This window comes from Gottfriedia sp. ABJ_BB2_2, from assembly GCF_055484705.1.
On sequence record NZ_JBVFKR010000002.1, the window covers coordinates 371,619 to 393,151 of the forward strand.

The following is a 21,533-nucleotide window of genomic DNA, read 5'->3' on the forward strand; positions in this document are numbered from 1 at the left end:
AGGTCAATTAATAAAATTTGTCATAAAAATACCTGGTTTCCAATGATTACATCTCAATGAAAACCAGGATATATATTATTTTTCTATTTTCAAATGTGATTTTAAGAATGGAAGTGGGAATTGTTTTCTAAAATGCTCTTTAATCATATAAGGAACACCATTTTGATCATTTGAACGTGTAATCCAGTCAGCTACTTTTTTAATTTCTACTGGTGCATTAGACATCGCAACACCTAAACCTGCATGCTCAATTAATGGTAAGTCACTGTAATTGTCTCCGATGACAACCATTTCATGATAGGATACACCCAAATGTTCTCCTAAACGTTTTAAACCAGAATATTTTGAAACACCTTTTCGAACGATTTCAATTTTCTTCTCTTCATCACATAAACAATCTAAATGTGGATATTTTTGATTGATTTCTATTTTTACTTTATTTTTTTCTACTTCATCTGAAAAATGACATTCTATTTTTAATGGAGAAATTGAATTCTCTAAAATACTATCAGATAGAGATTCAACAAATTGGATTGGATAAAAAACAGGGTCAGCATTATTTAAAACTGCCTTAGCTACTAAATTTGACTGTAATTTTTTTCTATTTCCGATTGAAAAATGCTCGTGAGACAAACGGATATTGCAGTCATATTTTTCTAATTTCTTAACGATATCATACGCTTCTTCTTCTTCTATTCTCTTTTCAAAAAACGGTTCGTCAAGCTTAGAAGAAATAAAAGCACCAGAGTGAGAGACTAATAAGGAAGGAATTTTTAATGCTTTTGCTATTTTTTTAGTTGCCTGGAAATTCCTACTCGTAAATAATGTCACATATATACCTTTATCTTGAACATACTCGATTGCTTCCTTAGTCTCTTTAGTGAGCTTCCCATTTGATTGTAATAATGTCCCATCTATATTAATCGCAAGTAACTTATAAATCATTAAGATTTCCCCCATTTCACCAAGAATACCGATATTCAAACATATGACATGCTTACATTAAATAGAACACTTAGTAGTTTGTTATTATTTCCAATTCTCATCAAAAAAAGACTCCATTTGCTTGGAGTCTTCTTCTTCATTATTGATTTAAGCTACCGTATAAATCTTCTAATGGCTTCATGATAATTTTATTTAAATCTTGTATAACTAAGTTCATTCTTTGTTCAGCTTGCATTAAATTTGAAATCAAAGGATTTTGTGAAACCTTTGCCATAAGTGCTTGAGCTTGTGCACTTTCTTCTGGAGAGATTTGCGCTCCTTGCATCATTTTTTGCTGCATTGTCATTTGAAAGTTTTGAAACTCCGAAAATAAAGGTTTAGCATTTGGATCAGCTAATATTTGTGCATATAAAGATTGTAGGTTTTTCAAATCTGGGTGCTCATTTAGCGCATTTTGTAGTGAATATGCAATATCATGAATGTTTACTGTCATATTTCTAACCTCCTAATTACTTTGTATCTAACACTATAGCAAACATTCTATTATATGTCAGTTTTTCAGTCGTAAAACTATTTATTCTCCTATTCATAATTTGAACTATCTCAACTTTATTGTCGATCTTTAAATATTAGCTTCTAAAAAAATCTTAATTATTTTGGACTAACTTTAAATATGAAAATCGAACGATTCATGTAAGAATCATTCACCAACTAGGCGGATATCACATATGATACAACGATAATAATTTGGAAAGGAGGAGAGTTATTGCAATCTTTTCCTAAAGATTCAAAACCACAATCGTTTGTGATATTAACAGATTCGATAAATGAAAAATCCATACAACCGCTTGGCTCCATTACAAGCCTTTGTGAAGAGTTTACTGATTTATGCGAGGAGCATGAAATGAATTTCTATGTAACTACTTTTCAAAAGCTTATTAGTAATGAGTTAGTTGGATATAAGCGGAATGAAGATGGTTGGTTTTTAACAGAAGTAAATTCCCCCCCTTCTATAATTCACAACAGAATTCATTCGAGAAAATTAGAACGCTCACCTGAGTTTAAGCAATTAAGTTCAGCTTTATCAAATCAAAATATTCCATTCTTTAATGCAAGATTTTTAAATAAACTTGAAGTTTTTAAATCCTTTATTGAATCACCGTATTTAAAGCCCTACGTGCCATATACAGAAGAATGCATTTCTGAGGAACAATTAAACACCTTTTTACAAAAGTATCAGAACGTTTTTATTAAACCAATCCATGGTAGCCAAGGTCGAAATATTCTTAAAGTAACAAAAGAAACAGAGCATTATCGGTTACAAAATAGTCAAAATGCAGATGAAGAAAAACAATTTGAAACGATCCATCAACTATTTCAAACAATTAGACCACAATTAAAAAGGAGAACTTATATCATTCAAGAAGGCTTGCCATTAATTATGCAAGATAATCGACTCGTTGATTTTCGCTTTCTTTGCCATAAAAATAAATTTAACAAATGGGAAGTAACATCAACCGTTGCAAGGATTGGTCATCCAACACAGTTCGTTAGCAATATTGCTCGTGGTGGAGATCTTGAAAAAATAGATGAGTTTCTAAGTCAATACTTGCCCAAAAAAGAGAGAGTTCACTTTAAAAAATTACTTACTGAGTTAGCTGTAGAATGCTGTAAATGCATAGATATCTCCTTTGATGGATTATTTGCTGAATTTGGGGTGGACCTTGCTATAGATAATCAATTTAACCCGTGGGTAATTGAATTAAATTCTAAGCCATCAAAGGACTTACAACTAGTTGATCCATTTCATAAAATAAGACCTTCAACAAAAGCTATTTTTTCGCTTGTTCAATCATATTTATAAGTACAAGGAGTGAAGAAGATGAGAATTGGATATTTATCTCTGAAAGAAAGGCAAGAAGGTGAATACGTTCAGTATATGGCAAAGGAAGCAAGTAAACTTGGATATGAATTTGTACAATTTACACCATTTAGCATCCAACCTTCCACTGAAGAAATTGTTGGATGGAAGTACATTCCTGAAACTGAGCAATGGGAAAAAACATCTTTTGAAATTCCTAATTATATATACGATCGTTGTTTCTATTCTCCAAACTTAAAAAGTAAGCAAGCAAAACCAATTGTAGATTGGTTAAAAAAGCGTAAAGATATTACATTTTTAGGTTATGGTCTTCCTGGAAAGTGGGAAACATATCAAGCCATTTCAACGGATGAAAGCTTAAATCCATATATCCCTAAAACGAAAAAATTGTTACATCTAGCTGTATTTTTTGAAGAGTTAAGAAAATCCCGTAGATTAGTGATTAAGCCAATTCATGGTTCTAGAGGGATCAATATATACTTTGTTACTTTAAATGCCTATTCAATTAGTGTATCAACGCAAAAGCAAAAAGAAGTTGTTGAGACGGTATATGAAACTCGAGATGAATTTTTTGAATGGTTACAACCCATCGTTGAGTCTAAAGGATATGTTTATCAAAGTTATTTAGATTTAAAAACGAAATCTCGTGAAGCTTTTGACTTACGAATACTATTACAGAAGAACGATAAGGGTAAATGGGATACAGTTGGAAAAGGTATTAGAGTCGGTCAGCCTAATTCAATTATTTCCAATTTGAGTGCTGGAAGTAATGTTCTACCATTTGATGAGTGGATTAAGCAATTTAACCAAAGAACTGCACTAATTTTACAGGAAGATATTGAAACAATCTGCAATCAATTACCGCTCGTACTAGAGAAAAACTTTCTTCCTCTATTTGAAATTGGCTTAGATTTAGGAATTGATTCCAATCAAGCTGTATGGATTTTAGATGTCAATTCGAAACCAGGCAGAAAAGTATTACTTCAATCTGATCCTTCAATTCAACATAAACTTTACTCTGCACCAATACAATATTGCCTCCATCTACAATCTAAATCTAAAAATGAAAGAAGTGAAATCAAATAATGAATGAAGTTGTGAAAATCGTTACACATCGACAGAGTAAAGACTTAGTCTGTGTCCCAGAAGCATTAACTTCTACTAGAAATATTGAATATATTGCATTTGGTCAAAAAAAGTACCCTTGTCAACTCGTCACGATGAATACACTTCATGATGTCATCTCAATTTCTGAACAGTTAAAAGAGATGTTATGTATTCCATTTGAAGGAAATATTGAACCAATTATTATTGGAGATACACTTCAATTAGGCCCATTAATTGGCATATTCACAGCTGGCTTTACTGAATCACTACTTCGACCGATTGGCGATCGTAGTTTTATGTTCGCAAACTTAATGGCTGAAAATAATCAGCAAAATAGCTTTATTTTTATATTTGGAATGCATGGAATTGACTGGGAGACAGAAACGATTCAAGGTTATTTCTTTACTGAAAAAAGATGGGTTAAAGAAGTTGTCCCATTTCCAACTGTAATTTACAATCGTCTACCTAATCGAAAAATTGAGGATCATAAATTAATTAAGAAAGTTCGAACTCGACTTGAGACTGATTATAAAATCCCTTGGTTTAATCCTGGATTTTTCAATAAGTGGGATTTATATGTTAAGTTAAAAAACGAAGAATCAGTAAAGCATTATCTCCCAGTAACTGCAAAGTTTAGTAATTTAGACACAATTGAACATTTACTCTCTCAGCATCAATTCGTCTATATCAAGCCTGAAAATGGCAGTTTAGGTTCAAAGGTTATTGTCATCCGTTATCACCGAGAAGAAGAAATTTATTATTGTCGTTACCGAGAAGATGGCGTAAATAAACTTCAAAAATTCTCATCACTAAATGTATTAATTAATCGCGTATTTAAGAAAACGCGATTACATGATTTTATTGTCCAACAAGGTATTCCTTTAATCCGTTATGAACATCAGCCCGTTGATTTCAGGGTCCATACAAATAAAGATGCACATGGAAAATGGCATGTAACAGTAATAGCTGCAAAAATTGCTGGTAAAGGTAGTACTACGACCCATTTAAATAATGGCGGACGGGTTAAAACACTTAGTGAAATCTTTGAAAGCGACAAAGCAAAAAGAATACATGATAAATTATCATTAGCTGCACTTAAAATTAGCGAAGTATTAGACAAACAATTAGAAGGCCATATAGGAGAAATTGGATTTGATTTAGGTGTTGATAAGAACGAAACAGTATGGTTATTTGAAGCGAATTCTAAACCTGGGCGCTCAATCTTTACGAATCCAAACTTCCGAGAACACGACAAAACAATTAAAAAGTTATTTTTGGAATATGCAACGCATCTGTCTAAGCAAAGTACTAAGTCCAAGGTTATGATAAAATGACTTCCGTTTTTTATCATCTTGAATCAAATACATGGTCCCATAATGACATGAATCGCACTAAAGTTACGCTCGGTCATAATCGCCTATTCATTAACCATATTTCAATTCAAGATCAAGGCAAAAGCACCTTAACATTTCAAGTAAAAAAGAATCAGCAACACTTTGGTCCAATTATTGGCATTTTAACAAATGAAGATCGTTTTCCTTTTAGTGGCAATATAAGAACCTTTAAGAGAATTTGCAAAAAAGTCATCTCCGAGGGTGGCATCCCAGTTATCTTTACACCATCTGCATTTTCTGGGACCTCCCTTAAATGTTATACATTTTGTTTTCAAACTAAAAAATGGATTGAATTATTTTCACCTTTGCCAGATGTCATTTATAATCGTATTCCATCTGTTCAATATGAATCCAATGAACAATACAAAAATTTACGCAAACAATTATTTGAGCTAAACATTCCTTTTTTTAATGAATCTTATTTATCTAAAATCGGAACAATGACTCTCCTCTCATCTGATCCATTTTTATCAAAATACATCCCTGAAACAATTGATTTAAACACAGAAGAAGACCTTAGACTGTATTTAAATAAATGGAATTGCATCTACATTAAGAAGCATCATTCCGCTAAAGGATTGGGCGTTTTTAAAATTTCAATATTAGCGAATAATACAGTGACTATCCGAAATGCTTTTCATGTTGAACTTAACAAAGATATCCATGAATGCTGGAAATTTATCTCTTCTTTACATGAACCATTTATATGTCAGCAAGGAATTGATAGTAAATTACCTGATGGCAGGAAATTTGATTTAAGAGTCCTAGTTCATAAAAAAGAAAAACAATTTATCATTTCCGGTATTGGAGTAAGAGTTGGCACACTTGGTGGAATTACTACCCATGTTCCTAGAGGTGGGACCATTATATCCCTTGAAGAACTTCCCATTCAATTAAATGAACATCTACTTGAAAAGATTGTTCAACTCACTGGTGAAGCATTAAATAAACAACATGGTCATTTCTATGAATTCTCTATGGATATTGGACTTCAAGATAGTCATTATTATATTTTTGAAATCAATTCAAAACCAATGGTTTTTGATGAAGTAGAGATAAAAGAAAAAGGTTTAGAAAATTTAATACACCTGTTTTATGAACTTTCGAACTTCGAACCATAGTAAACGTACTATGGTTTCTTTTTTATTCTCTTTAACAATGATAAAATGAAATGAAAGAATCTGGAAAGGTACAAAAATATGATTGAAAAAATAATAAAGTTATTTGGCTCAAATTCTGTATCTGTTATACCTGATGAAAACACATACTTAGATTACACTTGGTTCCTCTCAGATCACCAAGAATTATTTGGAATCAAAAACGAAAGTCTTCAAGATGAACAAAAGAAGCTATTAACCGGAATATTCACAGCTTTAGATAGAGAAGCCCTCTTCATCCCTACCATCAATAATGAATGGTTTGACTACTTATTCACTGATAACGAACAAAATCCATTTACGAATGAAAATGAAACAAAATTACCTAGTTCAGTACGTTTTATCCATTTTTTTAGCAATCAATTTTTCTCGAATAAAGCAGAATTTGAAGAAGCGATTTTGGCATTTTTCCATAAAGAGATCATCATCATTTGGTCTTCTGCCAGAGAAGGCATAATTATAGAAAAAATAAATGATCAGCCAATCATGCAGTCCTATCTTGAACATATGCAAGAAACAATTGCTGCTGACTTATATCACGAAGTTACTTTTTTTGTAGGGAAATGTTATGCTCCTTTGTCAGAATTGCAACAGGCATTTGAGATAGAACAACAATGCTTTAAGAAAGCTTTACAGTTAAAAAAACATAAAAATGTACTTTGGTTTTCAAAAGAAATGCTCCATTATTTTATGTCATTCATTCCAGAAGATTTAAGGAAAGTACTTCCTAATATTTTGTTGAATGATATGACTTTAAATGATCAAACACTTTCAACCGTCAAAATCTATCTCCAACATAATATGAATGTAACTGCAACAGCAAAAAAAGCATTTCTTCATCGAAATACTGTTCAATATAGACTCGATAAATTCTCTGAACAAACTGGTATTGATTTGAAGCATTTCGAAGATGGACTTGTTATATTTTTAGCAATTCAATTGCTTGAATTACGTGAAATGTCATAAATAAAGCTTCATTTGTGCAATATGTACAAATGAGGCTTTTATTTTTTGTAAACGTTTACTATTGTTAGAAAACATTTTAATCTGTACAATCTAGTTAATGAAACCGATTTCACAATTAGGAGGAAACGAATCATGGCAGAATTAAAATTAGACCATATTTTTAAAATTTATGATAATAACGTAACAGCAGTTGAAGACTTTAATCTTCACATTCAAGATAAAGAATTTATTGTTTTTGTAGGACCATCTGGTTGTGGAAAGTCAACTACACTTCGAATGATCGCTGGTTTAGAAGATATTTCTAAAGGTGATTTTTATATCGATGGAAAACGTGTTAACGATGTGCAACCAAAAGATCGTGACATCGCGATGGTATTCCAAAACTATGCACTTTACCCACATATGACTGTTTATGATAATATGGCATTTGGTTTAAAATTACGTAAATTCGATAAAGCTGAAATCGATCGTCGTGTAAAAGATGCAGCTCGTATTTTAGGTTTAGAGCAATACTTAGATCGTAAACCTAAAGCTTTATCTGGTGGACAACGTCAACGTGTTGCTCTAGGACGTGCTATTGTACGTGATGCGAAGGTATTCTTAATGGATGAGCCATTATCAAACTTAGATGCAAAATTACGTGTAGCAATGCGTTCTGAGATTTCTAAATTACATCACCGTCTTCAAACAACAACAATCTATGTAACACATGACCAAACAGAAGCAATGACTATGGCAACAAGACTAGTTGTTATGAAAGATGGTATCATCCAACAAGTTGGTACGCCGAAAGAAGTTTACGATAAGCCAGAAAATGTTTTCGTTGGTGGATTCATTGGATCACCTGCAATGAACTTTGTAAACGGAAAATTAGAAGATGGATACTTTAACTTAGGTAGCAAGAAAATTGCTATTCCTGAAGGTAAAATGAAAACGTTAAGAGATAATGGTTATATCGGTAAAGACCTAATTCTTGGTGTTCGTCCAGAGGACTTACATGATGAACCAGTTTTCTTAGAAGCTTCTCAAGGTACAATTCTTGATTTAGAAATTGAAGTTGCAGAGCTTTTAGGTGCAGAATCAATGCTTTACACTAACTTTGAAGGCCATCAATTAGTTGCAAGATTAGATGCTCGTTCTAGCTTCACACATGGTCAAATTATCAAGTTAGCGATTGATATGAATAAAGTACATTTCTTCGATAAAGAAACAGAATCACGTATTCGATAATATTTATTACAACAAATAACGCAGTACCATTTATATTGGTACTGCGTTATTTTATTTTATTGATTATTTTTAGGAAACCCTCGTTACAATCTGGACAATTAAACATATGAGTACAATATTGATTTGAATTTTCTGTTGTTAATCCATCATATTTTGCAGTTAGATCATAATCATAATAAGGACTATATTTATCTTCATAATCAATCGCTCTGCCCTTATCATCACAATGATTTTCACAAATTGGGCAAATTACTTTTAATTGTTCAATTCCATTACAAAGCGGGCATATACCTTCCATTATCATACCTCCACTATGTATAACACTTTTCATTAAGAAAGGATGGAGAATAATCTCCATCCCTATAAGCCATTGTTATTATTTAGAAAATCCACCTAAGCTTTGTTCAGCCATTTGAACTAAACGTTTAGTGATTTCTCCACCAACTGAACCGTTAGCGCGAGCTGTTGCATCTGGTCCTAAGTTTACTCCAAATTCAGAAGCGATTTCATACTTCATTGAATCTAAAGCTTGTTGAGCACCTGGAACTACTAATTGGTTACTGTTTCCGTTGTTGTTTGCCATCTGTGTCTCACCTCCTTAAGTAGTGTAATGATAGTATGACTCCAAACCGATTTCATATGTATTTAAAGACAATGTAAATTTTGGAAAATGGATGTAAAGAAAAAAGCACAAAAAAAAAGCACTAGATTTGGATCTAGTACCTTCAAATTATTGTATTAACCGTAAAAATTGCTTTGTACGATCTTGTTGTGGTTTTTCTAATACTTCACTTGGATGACCTTGTTCTATAATATAGCCACCATCCATAAAGATGACTTCGTCTGCAACATCTCGAGCGAATCTCATTTCATGTGTTACAACAATCATTGTCATTCCTTCTTCTGCTAATTCCTTCATAACTTTTAATACTTCCTGTACAAGCTCTGGATCTAATGCAGAAGTTGGTTCATCAAATAATATAACAGTTGGTTCAAGTGCTAATGCTCTAGCAATCCCTACACGTTGTTGCTGACCGCCTGATAACTGATGAGGCAATAGATCGATTTTATCTGCAAGCCCTACTTTAATCAATAAATCCGTTGCCTTTTTCTTCGCTACTTCTTTTTTAACTTTTTGTACCGTAACTAGACCTTCCATCACATTTTCGAGTGCAGTTAAATGCGGAAACAGATGATGTTGTTGAAAAACCATTCCCGTTTTACTTCTTAAAGAAATAATTTCTTTTTTAGACACTTTAGTTGAAAAATCAATTGTTTGATCATCAATTGTAATTTTACCGTTATTCGGTTGCTCTAGTACGTTTATACATCTTAAAAATGTTGTTTTTCCTGAACCAGAAGGACCAATAATTGCAGTAACAGTCCCTTTCTTAACATTCAAACTAACATCTTTTAATACTTCTAATTCACCAAAACGTTTTTGAATATTTTCTAACTTAATCATATCTCTCTTCCCCCATTACTTTGCAACATATCGTTCAACACGTGCTTCTAATCGTCCTTGGATGATAGATAGGAAGAAGCAAATTATCCAATATATAAATCCAGCTTCAGTATAAACTAATAAAAATTTAAAGTTAACTGCTGCGATTTCTTGAGCAGTACGAAACATTTCAGTAACTAAAATTAATGAGGCTAATGAAGTGTCTTTCACTAAACTAATAAAAGTATTTGATAACGGTGGTAATGAAACTCTAGCTGCTTGAGGAATGATGATTCGTTTTAGTGTTTGATTATAAGTCATACCAATAGAATATGAAGCTTCCCATTGCCCTTTATCGATTGATTGAATAGAACCTCGAATAATTTCGGATGCATATGCCCCTACACTTAGTGAGAAACCGATAATAGCCGAAATATATGGCGATATTGTTAGTCCAATTGATGGCAGACCATAAAAAATAATAAATAATTGAACTAGTAAAGGCGTTCCCCTGATGATTGAAACGTATACTCTTGCAATAGCATTTAAGAATTTATTACCTGATAGACGGAAAAGCGCAGTAATAAAGGCCAATACTAAACCAACGATAAAAGTGATAATCGTTAATGGAATAGTTCCTGTTAAAGCAGTTTTAACCATTGGAAGGAAAGATTCCTTCACAATGGTTATTGAGTCACTCCAGTCTTGTTGTAATAAACTACTTAATGCCATCTTTACCAAACCATTTTGTTACGATCTCATCGTACGTTCCGTCTTCTTTCATTTCATCTAACGCTTTATCAACTGCTTTTACTAAAGAATCATCGTCTTTACGGAACATAAAACCACTATCAGAAGCATCATCTTCTAAAGCTGCGATTTTTACTTTCGTGTCACCAGTTTCATTTAGGTAATTTTGAATTGATAATTTATCATTTACTGTTACATCAGCACGACCAGTTTCAATTAATTGAATCGCTTGGCTAAAGCCTTCAACACCGATTAATTCAGCACCATATTTTTTTGCGATATCACCATAGTTACTAGTTAAAGATTGTGCTGCTTTTTTGCCTTGAATTTCTTCTAATGCTTTTATGTCACTATCACTTTTTACTACTAATGCTGCTGATGAAGTAATATATGGTTGTGAGAAATAATAATCTTTTTCACGTTCTGGTTTGATTCCAACTTCATTTGCAATCATATCAAAACGTTTTGCATCTAAACCTGCAAACATTGCATCCCATTGTGTTTCTGAGTATTTTGGTTTTACACCTAAACGTTTAGCAACTTCATTTGCTAAATCAACGTCAAAACCAGTTAATTTTCCATCTTTATCGTGGAAAGTAAAAGGTGCATAAGTACCCTCAGTTCCAATTTTTAATTCTCCACTATCTTTTACTTGTGTTAATAAATCTTTTCCTTTTGCTGAATCGCCTTCTTTATTTGCATTGCAACCAGCCATAAAGCCTGCTGCTAGAACTAATGAACCTAATGCTAAACCAATTTTCTTAATTTTCATTTTTTAATCTCCCTTAACCTTATCGGAATTATTTGTTTTAAATATATTTCATGTATTGCGAAATTACAACAAAAAACTACTATAAAATTATTATTTTTATTTTCGGCTTTTTAATTCTAACTTTTTTCAATGAAAAAACTCGGCTCCTAAGAACCGAGTTTACTTTGTAAATTTGGCTTACTAATTTTAACAATTACACTCTGAATTCTTCTATTTTGAATTTCTTTTATTATGAAGGTTAAGTTTTTATATTGCAGTGTTTCCCCTATACTTGGAACATGTTTAAAGCATTCGAAGATCCATCCACCAAGCGTTACATACCGACTTTTTGGCATTTTCATTTTCACAATATGGAAAAAATTAGACAAAGACATAGAAGCCTGAAATTGGTATTCGTTTTCGTTAACCTGCGTAAATTCATGATGTTCTAGCTCATCAAATTCATCTCTAATTTCCCCTACTAGTTCCTCTAAAATATCCTCTAGAGTGATAATTCCTGATGTTCCCCCAAATTCATCAATGACAATTGCTAAATGGGCGTTCTCTTTTTGAAGCATCGTTAAAACTGTTGAAATTTTCATCGTTTCCATAATAAAAATAGGAATCCTGATTAACTTTCTAATATCAACTTCTTGTTCTTGAAGTAAGCTCGTTAAAAATTCTCTTTCTGACAAAATCCCAATAATGTGATCAATATCCTGATTGTAGACTGGAATTCTTGAATAACGCTCATTAAGAAATATATCTCGGACTTTATCGACAGTTTCATTCACATTAATTGCAACCACTTTTGTGCGGGGTGTGAGTATGTCATTAATTATTTTTTCCTTAAATGTAATAGATCTTAATAATAATTCATCTTCATACATATTTATCTCATTCTTTTGGTTGATATAGTCTTGAACTGATTGATGTCGATTTTCCAGTTTATTACTTTCGATTTCATCAACATTTTCCTTTTTAAAAAGGCGAAAAAATCCCATTAATCCTTTTCCCGAGGGAGCATCTGCCAAACACGTCACGCCCTTAATATGAATTTTTGAAACTTAAAAATGTCGACAATCCTTTACAAATATTTAATTAATATGTATTCATGACAGGAAAAATTATGCAAAAAAATTTCCCCTCACTTTTAAAGTAGCAAGAGGAGAAAATGAGGTTTAGTACGAAACAATTTGATACAAAGTTGATAATTATTCATTTTACTTTCATTTTGAAGTAATCAAACTATCAAGCTTATGCTTTAATTTTATAATAAAAATCAGCTTAGTTTTAATTAAAATGTTACTTTTTTGTGAATAATTTCACACTTTATCTTTCCCACGTAATCATTACTTTCTTGAAATGCTTTCAATACTATTTGATTCTATAATTTGTTCACCTTTAGTACCATTTAAAGCACTATTAATCATTGCTTTTGCAACTGTTACTCCTTTAATTGGTTTATATTTCTTAAATTGTCCATTAAATAAAAATGGCATGATTGAAGAAATTTTTTCAGCCACTTTTTCTCCTAGTCTGACTTCCTTACGTTCACCTAATAATAAAGATGGTCTAAATATAAATAATCCTTCAAAATTCAATTTTCTTACATCTCTTTCAACTTCACCTTTTACTTTGCTATAAAAAATATTAGAGTGACTATTTGCGCCCATTGAACTAATTAGAAGAAAGTTTTGAGCATTTGACTTACTTGCTAATTCGGCAGACTTAACTGAATAATCATAATCGACCTTCCTAAAATTTTCTTTAGTTTTCGCTACTTTGATTGTTGTTCCAAGACAACTGAATACATCATTCACATGAAAATATTGCTCATATTCTTCTAAATGATCAAAGTTTACAATGATTTCCTCCAATTTCTCATGTGAAAATCCACTGCTTTTCCGAACAAGAATTGTGATTTTTTCATAAGCCTCGTTCTGAATTAACTGATTTACTACATTTTTACCAATTAAACCTGTCGCACCAATTACTAACGCTTTTCTTTTCATATATGTACCTCTTTTATATAAATTTGATCGCTTTCTCTCATTTATCTTTTTAGTGAAAAGCTTACCATATGAAAAATACCTATGTATGGAGCTTATTATAAAAATTTTTACAATACCAATCAAACAAAGAAAGGATTAAAGACTTTTGCCTTTAATCCTTCTGAAATGTTATAAGCTTACTGACTGTACAAACTCATTAATTTTTTTTATCTCAACTAATTTCACCTGATTTGAATCTAATTCAACTACTTTAAATTCATAATCCTCGAAAATGATCGACTCACCTTGTTGAATATCATGGTTTTGAGTTAAAATCCAACCACCAATCGTATCTACATCGTCTTCTTCAACATAAAGACCAAACAGATCGTTGATTTCAGAAATTAATACTTTTCCTTCAACAATTTTGTGAGACTCTGTAATATGTTGAACTGCTGGTTTTTCATCATCATCATACTCATCTCTAATTTCACCAACAATTTCTTCTAGAATATCTTCCATTGTTAGTAAACCTGCTGTTCCACCATATTCATCATATAAAATCGCAAGTGGTATACGTTTCTTTTGCATTTCAAGTAATAAATCATGGATTGCAATTGTTTCGATAACTTGAATAACAGGTCGAGTATAATTTGTTAATTCGTATGAGCTATCAACTTTTCCATCTAAATAACGAATAAAAAAGTCTTTTACGTTAACCATACCGATAATTTCATCTTTATCTTCACCAAAAACTGGATATCTCGTATATTTTTCATTTTTTATCGTTTCAATTTGTTCCTCAATTGGATCTTCTGCATATAATCCAATAATTTCAGTACGAGGGACCATAATTTCTTTAGCAAGTCGGTTGTCAAACTCGAAAATATTATTTAAATATTTATATTCAGCTTGATTAATTTCTCCACTTTCAAAGCTTTCAGATAAAATAATTCGCAATTCTTCTTCAGTATGAACTTCCTCTGATTCAGATGCTGGTTTAATTCCAAATAATCCTGTAAAAAATCTTGCAGAACCATTTAAAGCCCAAATAAATGGGTAAGCTATTTTATAGAAAAGAATTAAAGGTGCAGAAAGAAGCAATGTTATTGTTTCAGCTTTTTGAATTGCTACCGTTTTTGGGGCTAACTCACCAATAACCACGTGAACAAATGTTACTAAAGCAAATGCAAGAATAAATGAAATTGAATGTGCAACTGCTCCGTTTAATCCAAGATATTGAACAACTGGATGTATGATATGTTCAAATGTTGGTTCCCCTAAAACCCCTAAACCTAATGCCGTAACAGTAATACCTAATTGACAAGCTGATAAATATTCATCCAAACTCGCCGTAACCCTCTTCGCAGCTAATGCGCCTCTCTTTTTCTCTGCTACCAGTTGATCGATTCTACTCGATCGAACCTTTACAATTGCAAACTCCGCAGCAACGAAAAATGCTGTAAGTGCGATTAAAACTGCAATCAAAAACAAGTTAACTATGTCCAATGACGAACCCGAGTAATTTACTCGAGTATTCACCTCCTGAGATTTTCAATCTATATTATTAAATTATGAAACTACTAATACATTACCATATTCTGTCAGAATATTCATGTTTCAACTCTGACACATGGCCTTCCGAAACAAACATTGTTGAAAGATTCTATTTTACAAAATACTTTAGCGTTTGTAATAGCGGTGATGTATGATGTGATAAAGTACTAACTAAAGCATTTTTTTCACTTTCATCCATATCTGAAATTACAGGTACTAATTGTTGTAATTTAGACTCCAACTCAATAATTTGGTTTGAAATCAATTGAATTTGTTCAAAAACACAATTTTTTTGATTATAATTATTTTGTATTAATGATTTTATCTCATCTAAAGAGATCCTCATTTGTTTACAATGTTCAATAAACCGTAGGGTTTCGATTGCCTCATTGGAATAATATCGATAGTTTGATTCAGATCGTTTCGCTTCCAATAACCCCAGTTTTGTATAATAATCAATTGTTCTTTTTGAAACTTGCGCTATTTCAGCTAACTCACCAATTCGATACTCGATCCCAAGTGACAAACCTCCCCTCATCATAGATTAATATTATTATATAGTTTAGAAACTATACAGTCAAACGTTCCAGTTTAAAAAGGAAATAGTCATTTGTCATATATATTCGTATTAGGAAATGCACTATTCGTCAATACATTGAGAATACTCAAGAAATGATAAACTTTTATTTACTATTTATAGTATGATTTAGTAGATTTCTATATAACCGAAAATGGAGGTGTATCATGTGAGATTAACTGAACATATTATTCAAAAAATTCCTTTGTTATCCTCTGCAAAATCATTTACTCAGATTACAAAGGGATTCTCTCACGAGGAAAAATGGAAAGTCATTACTGAAAATGGTGAAGCTATATTTTTAAAAATTTATGATGAGACGCGTTTGGATACGGCAAAATTAGTCTACGAACATTTAACGTATTTTAATCAAATCGGCTCACTCGTTCCGAAGCCATTACATTTTATTGAACTCCCTGAGGATTCAATTTGTATTCAAATTGTATCATGTATAAATGGTGTTGATGGTGAAGAATCCTTATATAAGTTTTCTAGTGAAACGCAATATAAGCTAGGTTATCAAGCTGGCAGGGAATTGCAAAAACTACATACTCTTTCTGAAACCTCACCTTTACAGACTTGGGAAGACTACAAACTAACTAAGCATAATAGATACATACAATTATTAAATGAATCAACTATTACATTCCCTGAAAAAAACGATATTTTACGTTTTGTTAATCAGCACATCCATTTATTAAAAAATCGACCTGTACGATTTCTTCACGATGATTTCCATCCATCTAATATCATTTTTAACGATAGTCAACTAGCAGCTATAATTGATTTTGATCGCTTTGAATGGGGTGATCCGTATCATGACTTTCACAAAGTTGCGTTATTTACAAGTGAAGTAAGTAAACCTTTTGCGATTGGTCAAATAGAAGGTTATTTCTCTGACAATATCCCGGATGAATTTTGGCAATATTACTCACTTTACGCTGCAATGATCATACCATCAGATATTATTTGGAGCTATAAAACAACACCACATTTAATTGAGAAAATGTGGAAACGAGTATACAGAATCTTAGAGGAACATCAAAACTTTGAACAAATGATTCCTTCTTGGTATGAAAAAAAGAGTAACCTGTCGTGATACAGACTACTCTTTTTTTTCTTTCCGGCAGCTTTTTTCGTAAAAGCTAAGAAATACATCAGCTATGTCTGGATCAAATTGTGTTCCTTTATGTTTTCTAATTTCACTTAAACATATATCCAGTGTTAATTCATTTCTATACACTCTTTTAGACATCATTGCATCAAATGCATCTGCGATCGTGATAATTCTAGCTAATAGAGGAATTTGTGCTCCTTTTAAACCATATGGATATCCTGTCCCATCAAATCGTTCATGATGATATAATACGATATCAAATATCCCATTCTCACTAAATATTGCCACATGTTTAATCATTTCATAACCTATGACAGGATGACCTTTGATTGTCTGATACTCTTCATCTGTTAATTTACACTCTTTTAATAATACTTGCTCTGGAATACCTATTTTTCCAATATCATGTAGGAGTCCACCTTGGTGAACAGCGTCACATAAACTTTTAGATAATCCCATTTTCTTAGCAATCTTATATGCTATATTTGCTACATTTTCTGAATGATGAAGTGTATATTTATCCCTGGAATCCATTGCCTTTGCAAGTGCAAGAATTAATTCAAGTGTACCTTCTTTTACCTTTTGATATTGTTTCATAAGTCCAACAGCAGTATATGTAATTAAAATATACGTTAGTAAATAACTTATGAAGCTTGCAGAGCTTTGAACAAAATGGAATCTACAAAAAACAACCACAGTCGTTAACAAGATTAATATATAATGTGAATGATTATAAAACCCAAATCCTAAAAAAATAGAAACGACAAAGTAAATAATAAAAAGATTATCCCCATCTCCAATAATATAATTGCAAATGAGACTGATTAACATAAGAATAAAAAAAGCATATCGAAAATAAATCGGATTATTAAACCATAAAGAAAATTTATTAAACATATTTTTACATTTCCCACTTTATGAAAAGACTATGCTAGTACCCAATTAAAAAAGTAGCTCATCAAATGATCAGCTACTTTTTTGCTACTTCTTAACTGGATAGATTACTTTCTTTGTTTTCTCATCTTTTACAATTCGCTTACTGTTTAACTTTGCAAATTTTATCGCGTCATTGCTTGTAGTAAATATATCAAGTTTATCTTTACCTAGATAAACACTATATCTAAAATTCGCATTTGTTTTAAAATATACATTTTTGTTTGTCTTTAAGTCTAATACTCTTCTTCCAGCCTGCACATTAGCAAATTTGTCAGCAGTTTTTCGATCTGTAAAAGTATATAAAAGTTTTTGATGTAAATAAACTGCATAACGATTGTCGTTCTTCCATACTACTTTACCATCTAAAGTTTTTATAGTTGTTTTTAAATTCATACTCGCTAATTGTTTTGCATTATTTACATTATAAAATGATTTTAAGAGCTTAGTATTTTGATAGACAGCATATGTCTTTTTAGTGAATGTATAAAAGTTAATTAATTTATGTTTGTCTTGATCAGATGTTACATTCGGTAATAATTGTGTATATTTACTACCTAAGCTTGTGATTAAGTACAGTTTGTTGTATTTATCAACAAATTCTCCATCAATTATGAAATTCATATTTCCTTGTAAATAATTAGCATAATCAGCTACTTTAGATTCTGTTACAACACCCAATGAATTGAATGTAACAACTTTTGTTCCTTCAAGCTTTAAGTCTATTTTTGTTCTTTGCGCTAAATGCCCACCTAATGAATGGCCTGTAAAAATAAATTTCGAACCTTTATATTTGTTTAAAATTGCTTGTGTAAATGAAACTGCATCAGCATCCTGCGGATGATACACAACACCTGTTTTTTGTGTTAACTCAGTTGGAATTGAAGAAATTGCTTCAGTATTATCTTTCCAATCTTTATCCGTTAAAGAACCCGCAGAACCTTTGTATGCGATAATATATTCATTCTTTGCTTTATCTGGATTCTGTAAGACGATTGCTTCAAATCCTACATTAACTGATCCACCGTTTTTTGATACAGAAGAAACTGTCCATTCACCAAGTGCGTCTTTTATATCTGAGCTAACTCCTACAATATCTTTTACCTTTTTTCCTTCACTCTTATATACACCGTTTACATATGACAAATCTGATGCATACAATTCTTTGTATTGCCCATTTATATCCTCTAATTCACTAGCTTGAGCTGTTGGGAATACTTGAAAGAATAATATAAAACTAAGTATGTATCCAATAAACTTTTTCAATTTTGCCTCCTGTGTACCATTTATTTATTCTTAACTTAAGCATATTTCTCCATATCACGAATGTTTCCTGCTTTCTTTTAAAAAAAATTCGTAAAAATAGAATTTATTTTGACAAAAACAAACCTTTTATTGACCTTCAGTTTGCCTTGGTTTAAAGTTAGAATATTATAAAAAATCAGGTGAGGATGATATTATGGAGCGCGTTTATAACTTCTCTGCTGGCCCCTCTGTCTTACCAGTATCAGTATTGGAAAGGGTACAAAAAGAACTAGTTTCATACGGTACAGCTGGAATGTCTGTAATGGAAATGAGTCATCGTTCTAAAGAATTTGAGGAAATTATTCAAAGATGTGAAGCTTTATTAAGAGACATTTTAGAAATCCCAACAAATTACAAAGTATTATTTTTACAAGGTGGGGCCTCAACTCAATTTTCAATGGTTCCGTTGAATTTATTAAACAATTTCCATACCGCTGCGTTTATTAATACAGGTTCTTGGTCTAAAAAAGCTATTTCTGAAGCAAAAAAATATGGGGAAGTTAAGGTCATAGCATCCTCTGAAGACAAAAATTACTCCTATATTCCTAAGTTAGAAGATTTATATATTGATCCTTCTATCGATTACTTACATATCACATCAAACAATACAATTGAAGGAACAAAATTTTCTACTTACCCGACTACAAATGCACCTTTAGTTGCTGACTTTTCATCTAATATTCTCTCTGAACCGATCGATGTCTCTAAATTCGGATTAATTTATGCTGGAGCTCAAAAAAATATTGGTCCTGCTGGATTAACGATTGTCATTATTCGTGAAGATTTAATTGGCCATGCAAACAATCTTTGTCCTACTATGTTAGATTATAAAACTCATGTTGGCGCATCCTCACTTTACAACACACCGCCTACATTCAGTATCTATATTTCTATGCTCGTACTAGAGTGGATTAAGGAACAAGGTGGACTTAAACAAGTTCATGATAATAATTTATTGAAAGCAAAACTATTGTATGACTTTATCGACCAATCACCTTTGTTTTCTTCACCAGTTAAAATCGACAGTAGATCATTAATGAACATTCCGTTTTCAACCTCTTTAGAAGAGATTAACAAACAATTCCTAGCTGAAGCTTCTGCTAATGGATTTGTAAATCTTGAGGGTCATCGCTCTGTCGGTGGAATGAGAGCAAGCATTTATAATGCAATGCCAATTGAAGGAATTGAAAAGTTAGTGCAGTTTATGAGTAACTTTGAAAAGAAAATCGTAGAGGTGATTGAATCATGATTAAAATTCAAACTTTAAATAATATTTCTAAAAACGGTATAAATGAGTTTCCAATACAAAATTATACAATTGAAAACGATATGAGTGAGCCTGATGGCATTTTATTAAGAAGTTATAGTATGCATGAAATGAATATTCCTGAAAGCGTAAAAGCAATTGCAAGAGCGGGTGCTGGTGTAAACAATATTCCAATTGACGACTGTACAGCAAGAGGAATTGTTGTATTTAATACACCTGGTGCAAATGCAAATGCAGTAAAAGAGCTTGTACTAACTAGTCTTCTACTCTCATCTCGTCGTATTCTTGAAGGTGTTGAATGGACTCGTTCTTTATTTGGTGAAAGTAATATTACCAAAATAGTTGAAGCAGGAAAAAAAGAATATGCAGGAGTTGAAATTGCTGGGAAGAAATTAGGCATTATCGGCTTAGGAGCGATTGGTGCTCTCGTTGCCAACGATGCTCTAGCACTAGATATGGAGGTATATGGTTATGATCCTTATATTTCAGTTGATACTGCTTGGCGATTATCAAGAAATGTGCAACGCATAGATAATCTTGAAGAAATTTTCTCAACATGCGATTATATTACGATTCACGTACCTCTAACAAATGAAACAAATCGATTTGTGAATGAAAAATTATTATCACTTATGAAAAAAGGAAGTCGACTATTAAACTTCTCTCGTGCTGAATTAGTTGATGATACTGCACTTGAAAATGCCTTGAATGATGAAACCGTTGGTGTGTATGTAACTGATTTTCCAAATGAAAAGGTAATTGGAATGAAAAATGTGATCCCGATTCCTCACTTAGGTGCTTCTACTCAGGAATCTGAAGAGAATTGTGCACGAATGGCTGCAAAACAATTAAAGAATTACTTAGAAACTGGAAATATAAAAAACTCTGTCAATTTCCCTAATGTAGAACTCCCATATACAGGTAAGAAGCGAATTACGATTTCACATAAAAACATTCCTAATATGGTTGGTCAAATTACTGGTTTACTAGCAAAATACCATGTAAATATTGCGGATATGCTTAATCGTAGTAAAGGTGCATATGCCTATACAATGATTGACCTTGATGACATGATTAACGAGCAGGTTGAACAATATATTAAGCAAATTGAAGGCGTTATTAGTGTGAGAGTTATTTAAATTTAATAGATAAATAAA

Annotated in this window: 22 protein-coding genes; 9 read left to right on the top strand and 13 right to left on the bottom strand. The window is 31.9% G+C overall.

The genetic code is table 11. From position 1 onward, the window contains the following. Nucleotides 1-75: 75 nt before the first annotated feature. Nucleotides 76-945 carry a Cof-type HAD-IIB family hydrolase gene (locus ACX6U0_RS06745; protein WP_464959190.1) on the bottom strand — a complete coding sequence of 290 codons (870 nt, stop codon included), beginning with the start codon at nucleotides 943-945 and terminating at the stop codon, nucleotides 76-78. Nucleotides 946-1,084: 139 nt separating this feature from the next. Continuing rightward, nucleotides 1,085-1,438, bottom strand: a complete 354-nt coding sequence (locus ACX6U0_RS06750; protein WP_464959191.1) for a YlbF/YmcA family competence regulator — start codon at nucleotides 1,436-1,438, stop codon at nucleotides 1,085-1,087. 273 nt (nucleotides 1,439-1,711) lie between these two features. Between ACX6U0_RS06750 and ACX6U0_RS06755 the strand changes: the two genes are divergently transcribed. The 6 genes from ACX6U0_RS06755 to ACX6U0_RS06780 all read left to right on the top strand — a co-directional run bounded on the left by ACX6U0_RS06755 (nucleotide 1,712) and on the right by ACX6U0_RS06780 (nucleotide 8,681). After that, nucleotides 1,712-2,809, top strand: coding sequence for a YheC/YheD family endospore coat-associated protein (locus ACX6U0_RS06755; protein WP_464959192.1), 1,098 nt, complete (start codon nucleotides 1,712-1,714; stop codon nucleotides 2,807-2,809). A gap of 18 nt (nucleotides 2,810-2,827) precedes the next feature. Beyond that, nucleotides 2,828-3,913, top strand: coding sequence for a YheC/YheD family endospore coat-associated protein (locus ACX6U0_RS06760; RefSeq protein WP_464959193.1), 1,086 nt, complete (start codon nucleotides 2,828-2,830; stop codon nucleotides 3,911-3,913). Next, a complete protein-coding gene (locus ACX6U0_RS06765) occupies nucleotides 3,913-5,268 on the top strand; it encodes a YheC/YheD family endospore coat-associated protein (RefSeq protein ID WP_464959194.1) in 1,356 nt (451 codons plus the stop codon). Before ACX6U0_RS06760 ends, ACX6U0_RS06765 begins: the two co-directional genes overlap by 1 nt. Before the next feature lie 47 nt (nucleotides 5,269-5,315). After that, on the top strand, nucleotides 5,316-6,449 hold the full coding sequence (locus ACX6U0_RS06770; RefSeq protein ID WP_464959195.1) for a YheC/YheD family endospore coat-associated protein: 1,134 nt from the start codon (nucleotides 5,316-5,318) through the stop codon (nucleotides 6,447-6,449). Nucleotides 6,450-6,527: 78 nt separating this feature from the next. Continuing rightward, the gene (locus tag ACX6U0_RS06775) at nucleotides 6,528-7,451 is read left to right on the top strand and encodes a PucR family transcriptional regulator (RefSeq protein WP_464959196.1); all 924 of its coding nucleotides are present in this window, start codon (nucleotides 6,528-6,530) and stop codon (nucleotides 7,449-7,451) included. A 132-nt stretch (nucleotides 7,452-7,583) separates the two neighbouring features. Next, nucleotides 7,584-8,681: an ABC transporter ATP-binding protein gene (locus ACX6U0_RS06780; RefSeq protein ID WP_464959197.1), complete on the top strand. Its 1,098-nt coding sequence runs from the start codon at nucleotides 7,584-7,586 to the stop codon at nucleotides 8,679-8,681. Between the two features lie 46 nt (nucleotides 8,682-8,727). Here ACX6U0_RS06780 and ACX6U0_RS06785 read toward each other — a convergent pair whose 3' ends face one another. From ACX6U0_RS06785 to ACX6U0_RS06825, 9 genes are all read right to left on the bottom strand, one after another. Beyond that, nucleotides 8,728-8,979: a hypothetical protein gene (locus tag ACX6U0_RS06785; protein ID WP_464959198.1), complete on the bottom strand. Its 252-nt coding sequence runs from the start codon at nucleotides 8,977-8,979 to the stop codon at nucleotides 8,728-8,730. A gap of 78 nt (nucleotides 8,980-9,057) precedes the next feature. Next, a complete protein-coding gene (locus tag ACX6U0_RS06790) occupies nucleotides 9,058-9,264 on the bottom strand; it encodes a small, acid-soluble spore protein, alpha/beta type (protein WP_464959199.1) in 207 nt (68 codons plus the stop codon). Between the two features lie 147 nt (nucleotides 9,265-9,411). After that, nucleotides 9,412-10,146 (bottom strand): amino acid ABC transporter ATP-binding protein, encoded by a 735-nt coding sequence (locus tag ACX6U0_RS06795; RefSeq protein WP_464959200.1) that lies wholly within the window; start codon nucleotides 10,144-10,146, stop codon nucleotides 9,412-9,414. 15 nt (nucleotides 10,147-10,161) lie between these two features. Continuing rightward, nucleotides 10,162-10,857 (bottom strand): amino acid ABC transporter permease, encoded by a 696-nt coding sequence (locus ACX6U0_RS06800; RefSeq protein ID WP_464959201.1) that lies wholly within the window; start codon nucleotides 10,855-10,857, stop codon nucleotides 10,162-10,164. Next, entirely contained in the window at nucleotides 10,844-11,641 is a 798-nt protein-coding gene (locus ACX6U0_RS06805) for an amino acid ABC transporter substrate-binding protein (RefSeq protein WP_464959563.1), read from the bottom strand. Before ACX6U0_RS06805 ends, ACX6U0_RS06800 begins: the two co-directional genes overlap by 14 nt. A gap of 152 nt (nucleotides 11,642-11,793) precedes the next feature. Next, nucleotides 11,794-12,630 (bottom strand): hemolysin family protein, encoded by an 837-nt coding sequence (locus tag ACX6U0_RS06810; RefSeq protein WP_464959202.1) that lies wholly within the window; start codon nucleotides 12,628-12,630, stop codon nucleotides 11,794-11,796. Nucleotides 12,631-12,978: 348 nt separating this feature from the next. Beyond that, nucleotides 12,979-13,641: an oxidoreductase gene (locus ACX6U0_RS06815; protein WP_464959203.1), complete on the bottom strand. Its 663-nt coding sequence runs from the start codon at nucleotides 13,639-13,641 to the stop codon at nucleotides 12,979-12,981. Between the two features lie 168 nt (nucleotides 13,642-13,809). Continuing rightward, a complete protein-coding gene (locus ACX6U0_RS06820) occupies nucleotides 13,810-15,129 on the bottom strand; it encodes a hemolysin family protein (protein WP_464959204.1) in 1,320 nt (439 codons plus the stop codon). Between the two features lie 157 nt (nucleotides 15,130-15,286). Next, nucleotides 15,287-15,703, bottom strand: coding sequence for a MerR family transcriptional regulator (locus tag ACX6U0_RS06825; protein WP_464959205.1), 417 nt, complete (start codon nucleotides 15,701-15,703; stop codon nucleotides 15,287-15,289). Between the two features lie 220 nt (nucleotides 15,704-15,923). Here ACX6U0_RS06825 and ACX6U0_RS06830 point away from each other — a divergent pair, with 220 nt between their 5' ends. Then, nucleotides 15,924-16,853, top strand: a complete 930-nt coding sequence (locus ACX6U0_RS06830; RefSeq protein ID WP_464959206.1) for an aminoglycoside phosphotransferase family protein — start codon at nucleotides 15,924-15,926, stop codon at nucleotides 16,851-16,853. A 6-nt stretch (nucleotides 16,854-16,859) separates the two neighbouring features. On the opposite strand, the gene ACX6U0_RS06835 is transcribed toward ACX6U0_RS06830, so the two are convergent. Together ACX6U0_RS06835 and ACX6U0_RS06840 are read right to left on the bottom strand one after the other, a co-directional pair. Then, nucleotides 16,860-17,768, bottom strand: coding sequence for an HD-GYP domain-containing protein (locus ACX6U0_RS06835; protein WP_464959207.1), 909 nt, complete (start codon nucleotides 17,766-17,768; stop codon nucleotides 16,860-16,862). A gap of 84 nt (nucleotides 17,769-17,852) precedes the next feature. Continuing rightward, nucleotides 17,853-19,070, bottom strand: a complete 1,218-nt coding sequence (locus tag ACX6U0_RS06840; protein ID WP_464959208.1) for a lipase family protein — start codon at nucleotides 19,068-19,070, stop codon at nucleotides 17,853-17,855. 193 nt (nucleotides 19,071-19,263) lie between these two features. On the opposite strand from ACX6U0_RS06840, the gene serC reads away from it, so the two are divergent. Both serC and ACX6U0_RS06850 read left to right on the top strand, forming a co-directional pair. Continuing rightward, on the top strand, nucleotides 19,264-20,358 hold the full coding sequence (serC, locus tag ACX6U0_RS06845) for a 3-phosphoserine/phosphohydroxythreonine transaminase (protein WP_464959209.1): 1,095 nt from the start codon (nucleotides 19,264-19,266) through the stop codon (nucleotides 20,356-20,358). Continuing rightward, a complete protein-coding gene (locus ACX6U0_RS06850) occupies nucleotides 20,355-21,515 on the top strand; it encodes a phosphoglycerate dehydrogenase (protein WP_464959210.1) in 1,161 nt (386 codons plus the stop codon). Before serC ends, ACX6U0_RS06850 begins: the two co-directional genes overlap by 4 nt. Nucleotides 21,516-21,533: the final 18 nt, after the last annotated feature.

Bases quoted from the DNA above. Each gene is read 5' to 3' on its own strand.
- ACX6U0_RS06745 (WP_464959190.1), bottom strand. From the start codon at position 945: ATGATTTATAAGTTACTTGCGATTAATATAGATGGGACATTATTACAA.
- ACX6U0_RS06750 (WP_464959191.1), bottom strand. From the start codon at position 1,438: ATGACAGTAAACATTCATGATATTGCATATTCACTACAAAATGCGCTA.
- ACX6U0_RS06760 (WP_464959193.1), top strand. From the start codon at position 2,828: ATGAGAATTGGATATTTATCTCTGAAAGAAAGGCAAGAAGGTGAATAC.
- ACX6U0_RS06765 (WP_464959194.1), top strand. From the start codon at position 3,913: ATGAATGAAGTTGTGAAAATCGTTACACATCGACAGAGTAAAGACTTA.
- ACX6U0_RS06770 (WP_464959195.1), top strand. From the start codon at position 5,316: ATGAATCGCACTAAAGTTACGCTCGGTCATAATCGCCTATTCATTAAC.
- ACX6U0_RS06775 (WP_464959196.1), top strand. From the start codon at position 6,528: ATGATTGAAAAAATAATAAAGTTATTTGGCTCAAATTCTGTATCTGTT.
- ACX6U0_RS06780 (WP_464959197.1), top strand. From the start codon at position 7,584: ATGGCAGAATTAAAATTAGACCATATTTTTAAAATTTATGATAATAAC.
- ACX6U0_RS06785 (WP_464959198.1), bottom strand. From the start codon at position 8,979: ATGGAAGGTATATGCCCGCTTTGTAATGGAATTGAACAATTAAAAGTA.
- ACX6U0_RS06790 (WP_464959199.1), bottom strand. From the start codon at position 9,264: ATGGCAAACAACAACGGAAACAGTAACCAATTAGTAGTTCCAGGTGCT.
- ACX6U0_RS06795 (WP_464959200.1), bottom strand. From the start codon at position 10,146: ATGATTAAGTTAGAAAATATTCAAAAACGTTTTGGTGAATTAGAAGTA.
- ACX6U0_RS06800 (WP_464959201.1), bottom strand. From the start codon at position 10,857: ATGGCATTAAGTAGTTTATTACAACAAGACTGGAGTGACTCAATAACC.
- ACX6U0_RS06810 (WP_464959202.1), bottom strand. From the start codon at position 12,630: ATGGGATTTTTTCGCCTTTTTAAAAAGGAAAATGTTGATGAAATCGAA.
- ACX6U0_RS06815 (WP_464959203.1), bottom strand. From the start codon at position 13,641: ATGAAAAGAAAAGCGTTAGTAATTGGTGCGACAGGTTTAATTGGTAAA.
- ACX6U0_RS06835 (WP_464959207.1), bottom strand. From the start codon at position 17,768: ATGTTTAATAAATTTTCTTTATGGTTTAATAATCCGATTTATTTTCGA.
- serC (WP_464959209.1), top strand. From the start codon at position 19,264: ATGGAGCGCGTTTATAACTTCTCTGCTGGCCCCTCTGTCTTACCAGTA.
- ACX6U0_RS06850 (WP_464959210.1), top strand. From the start codon at position 20,355: ATGATTAAAATTCAAACTTTAAATAATATTTCTAAAAACGGTATAAAT.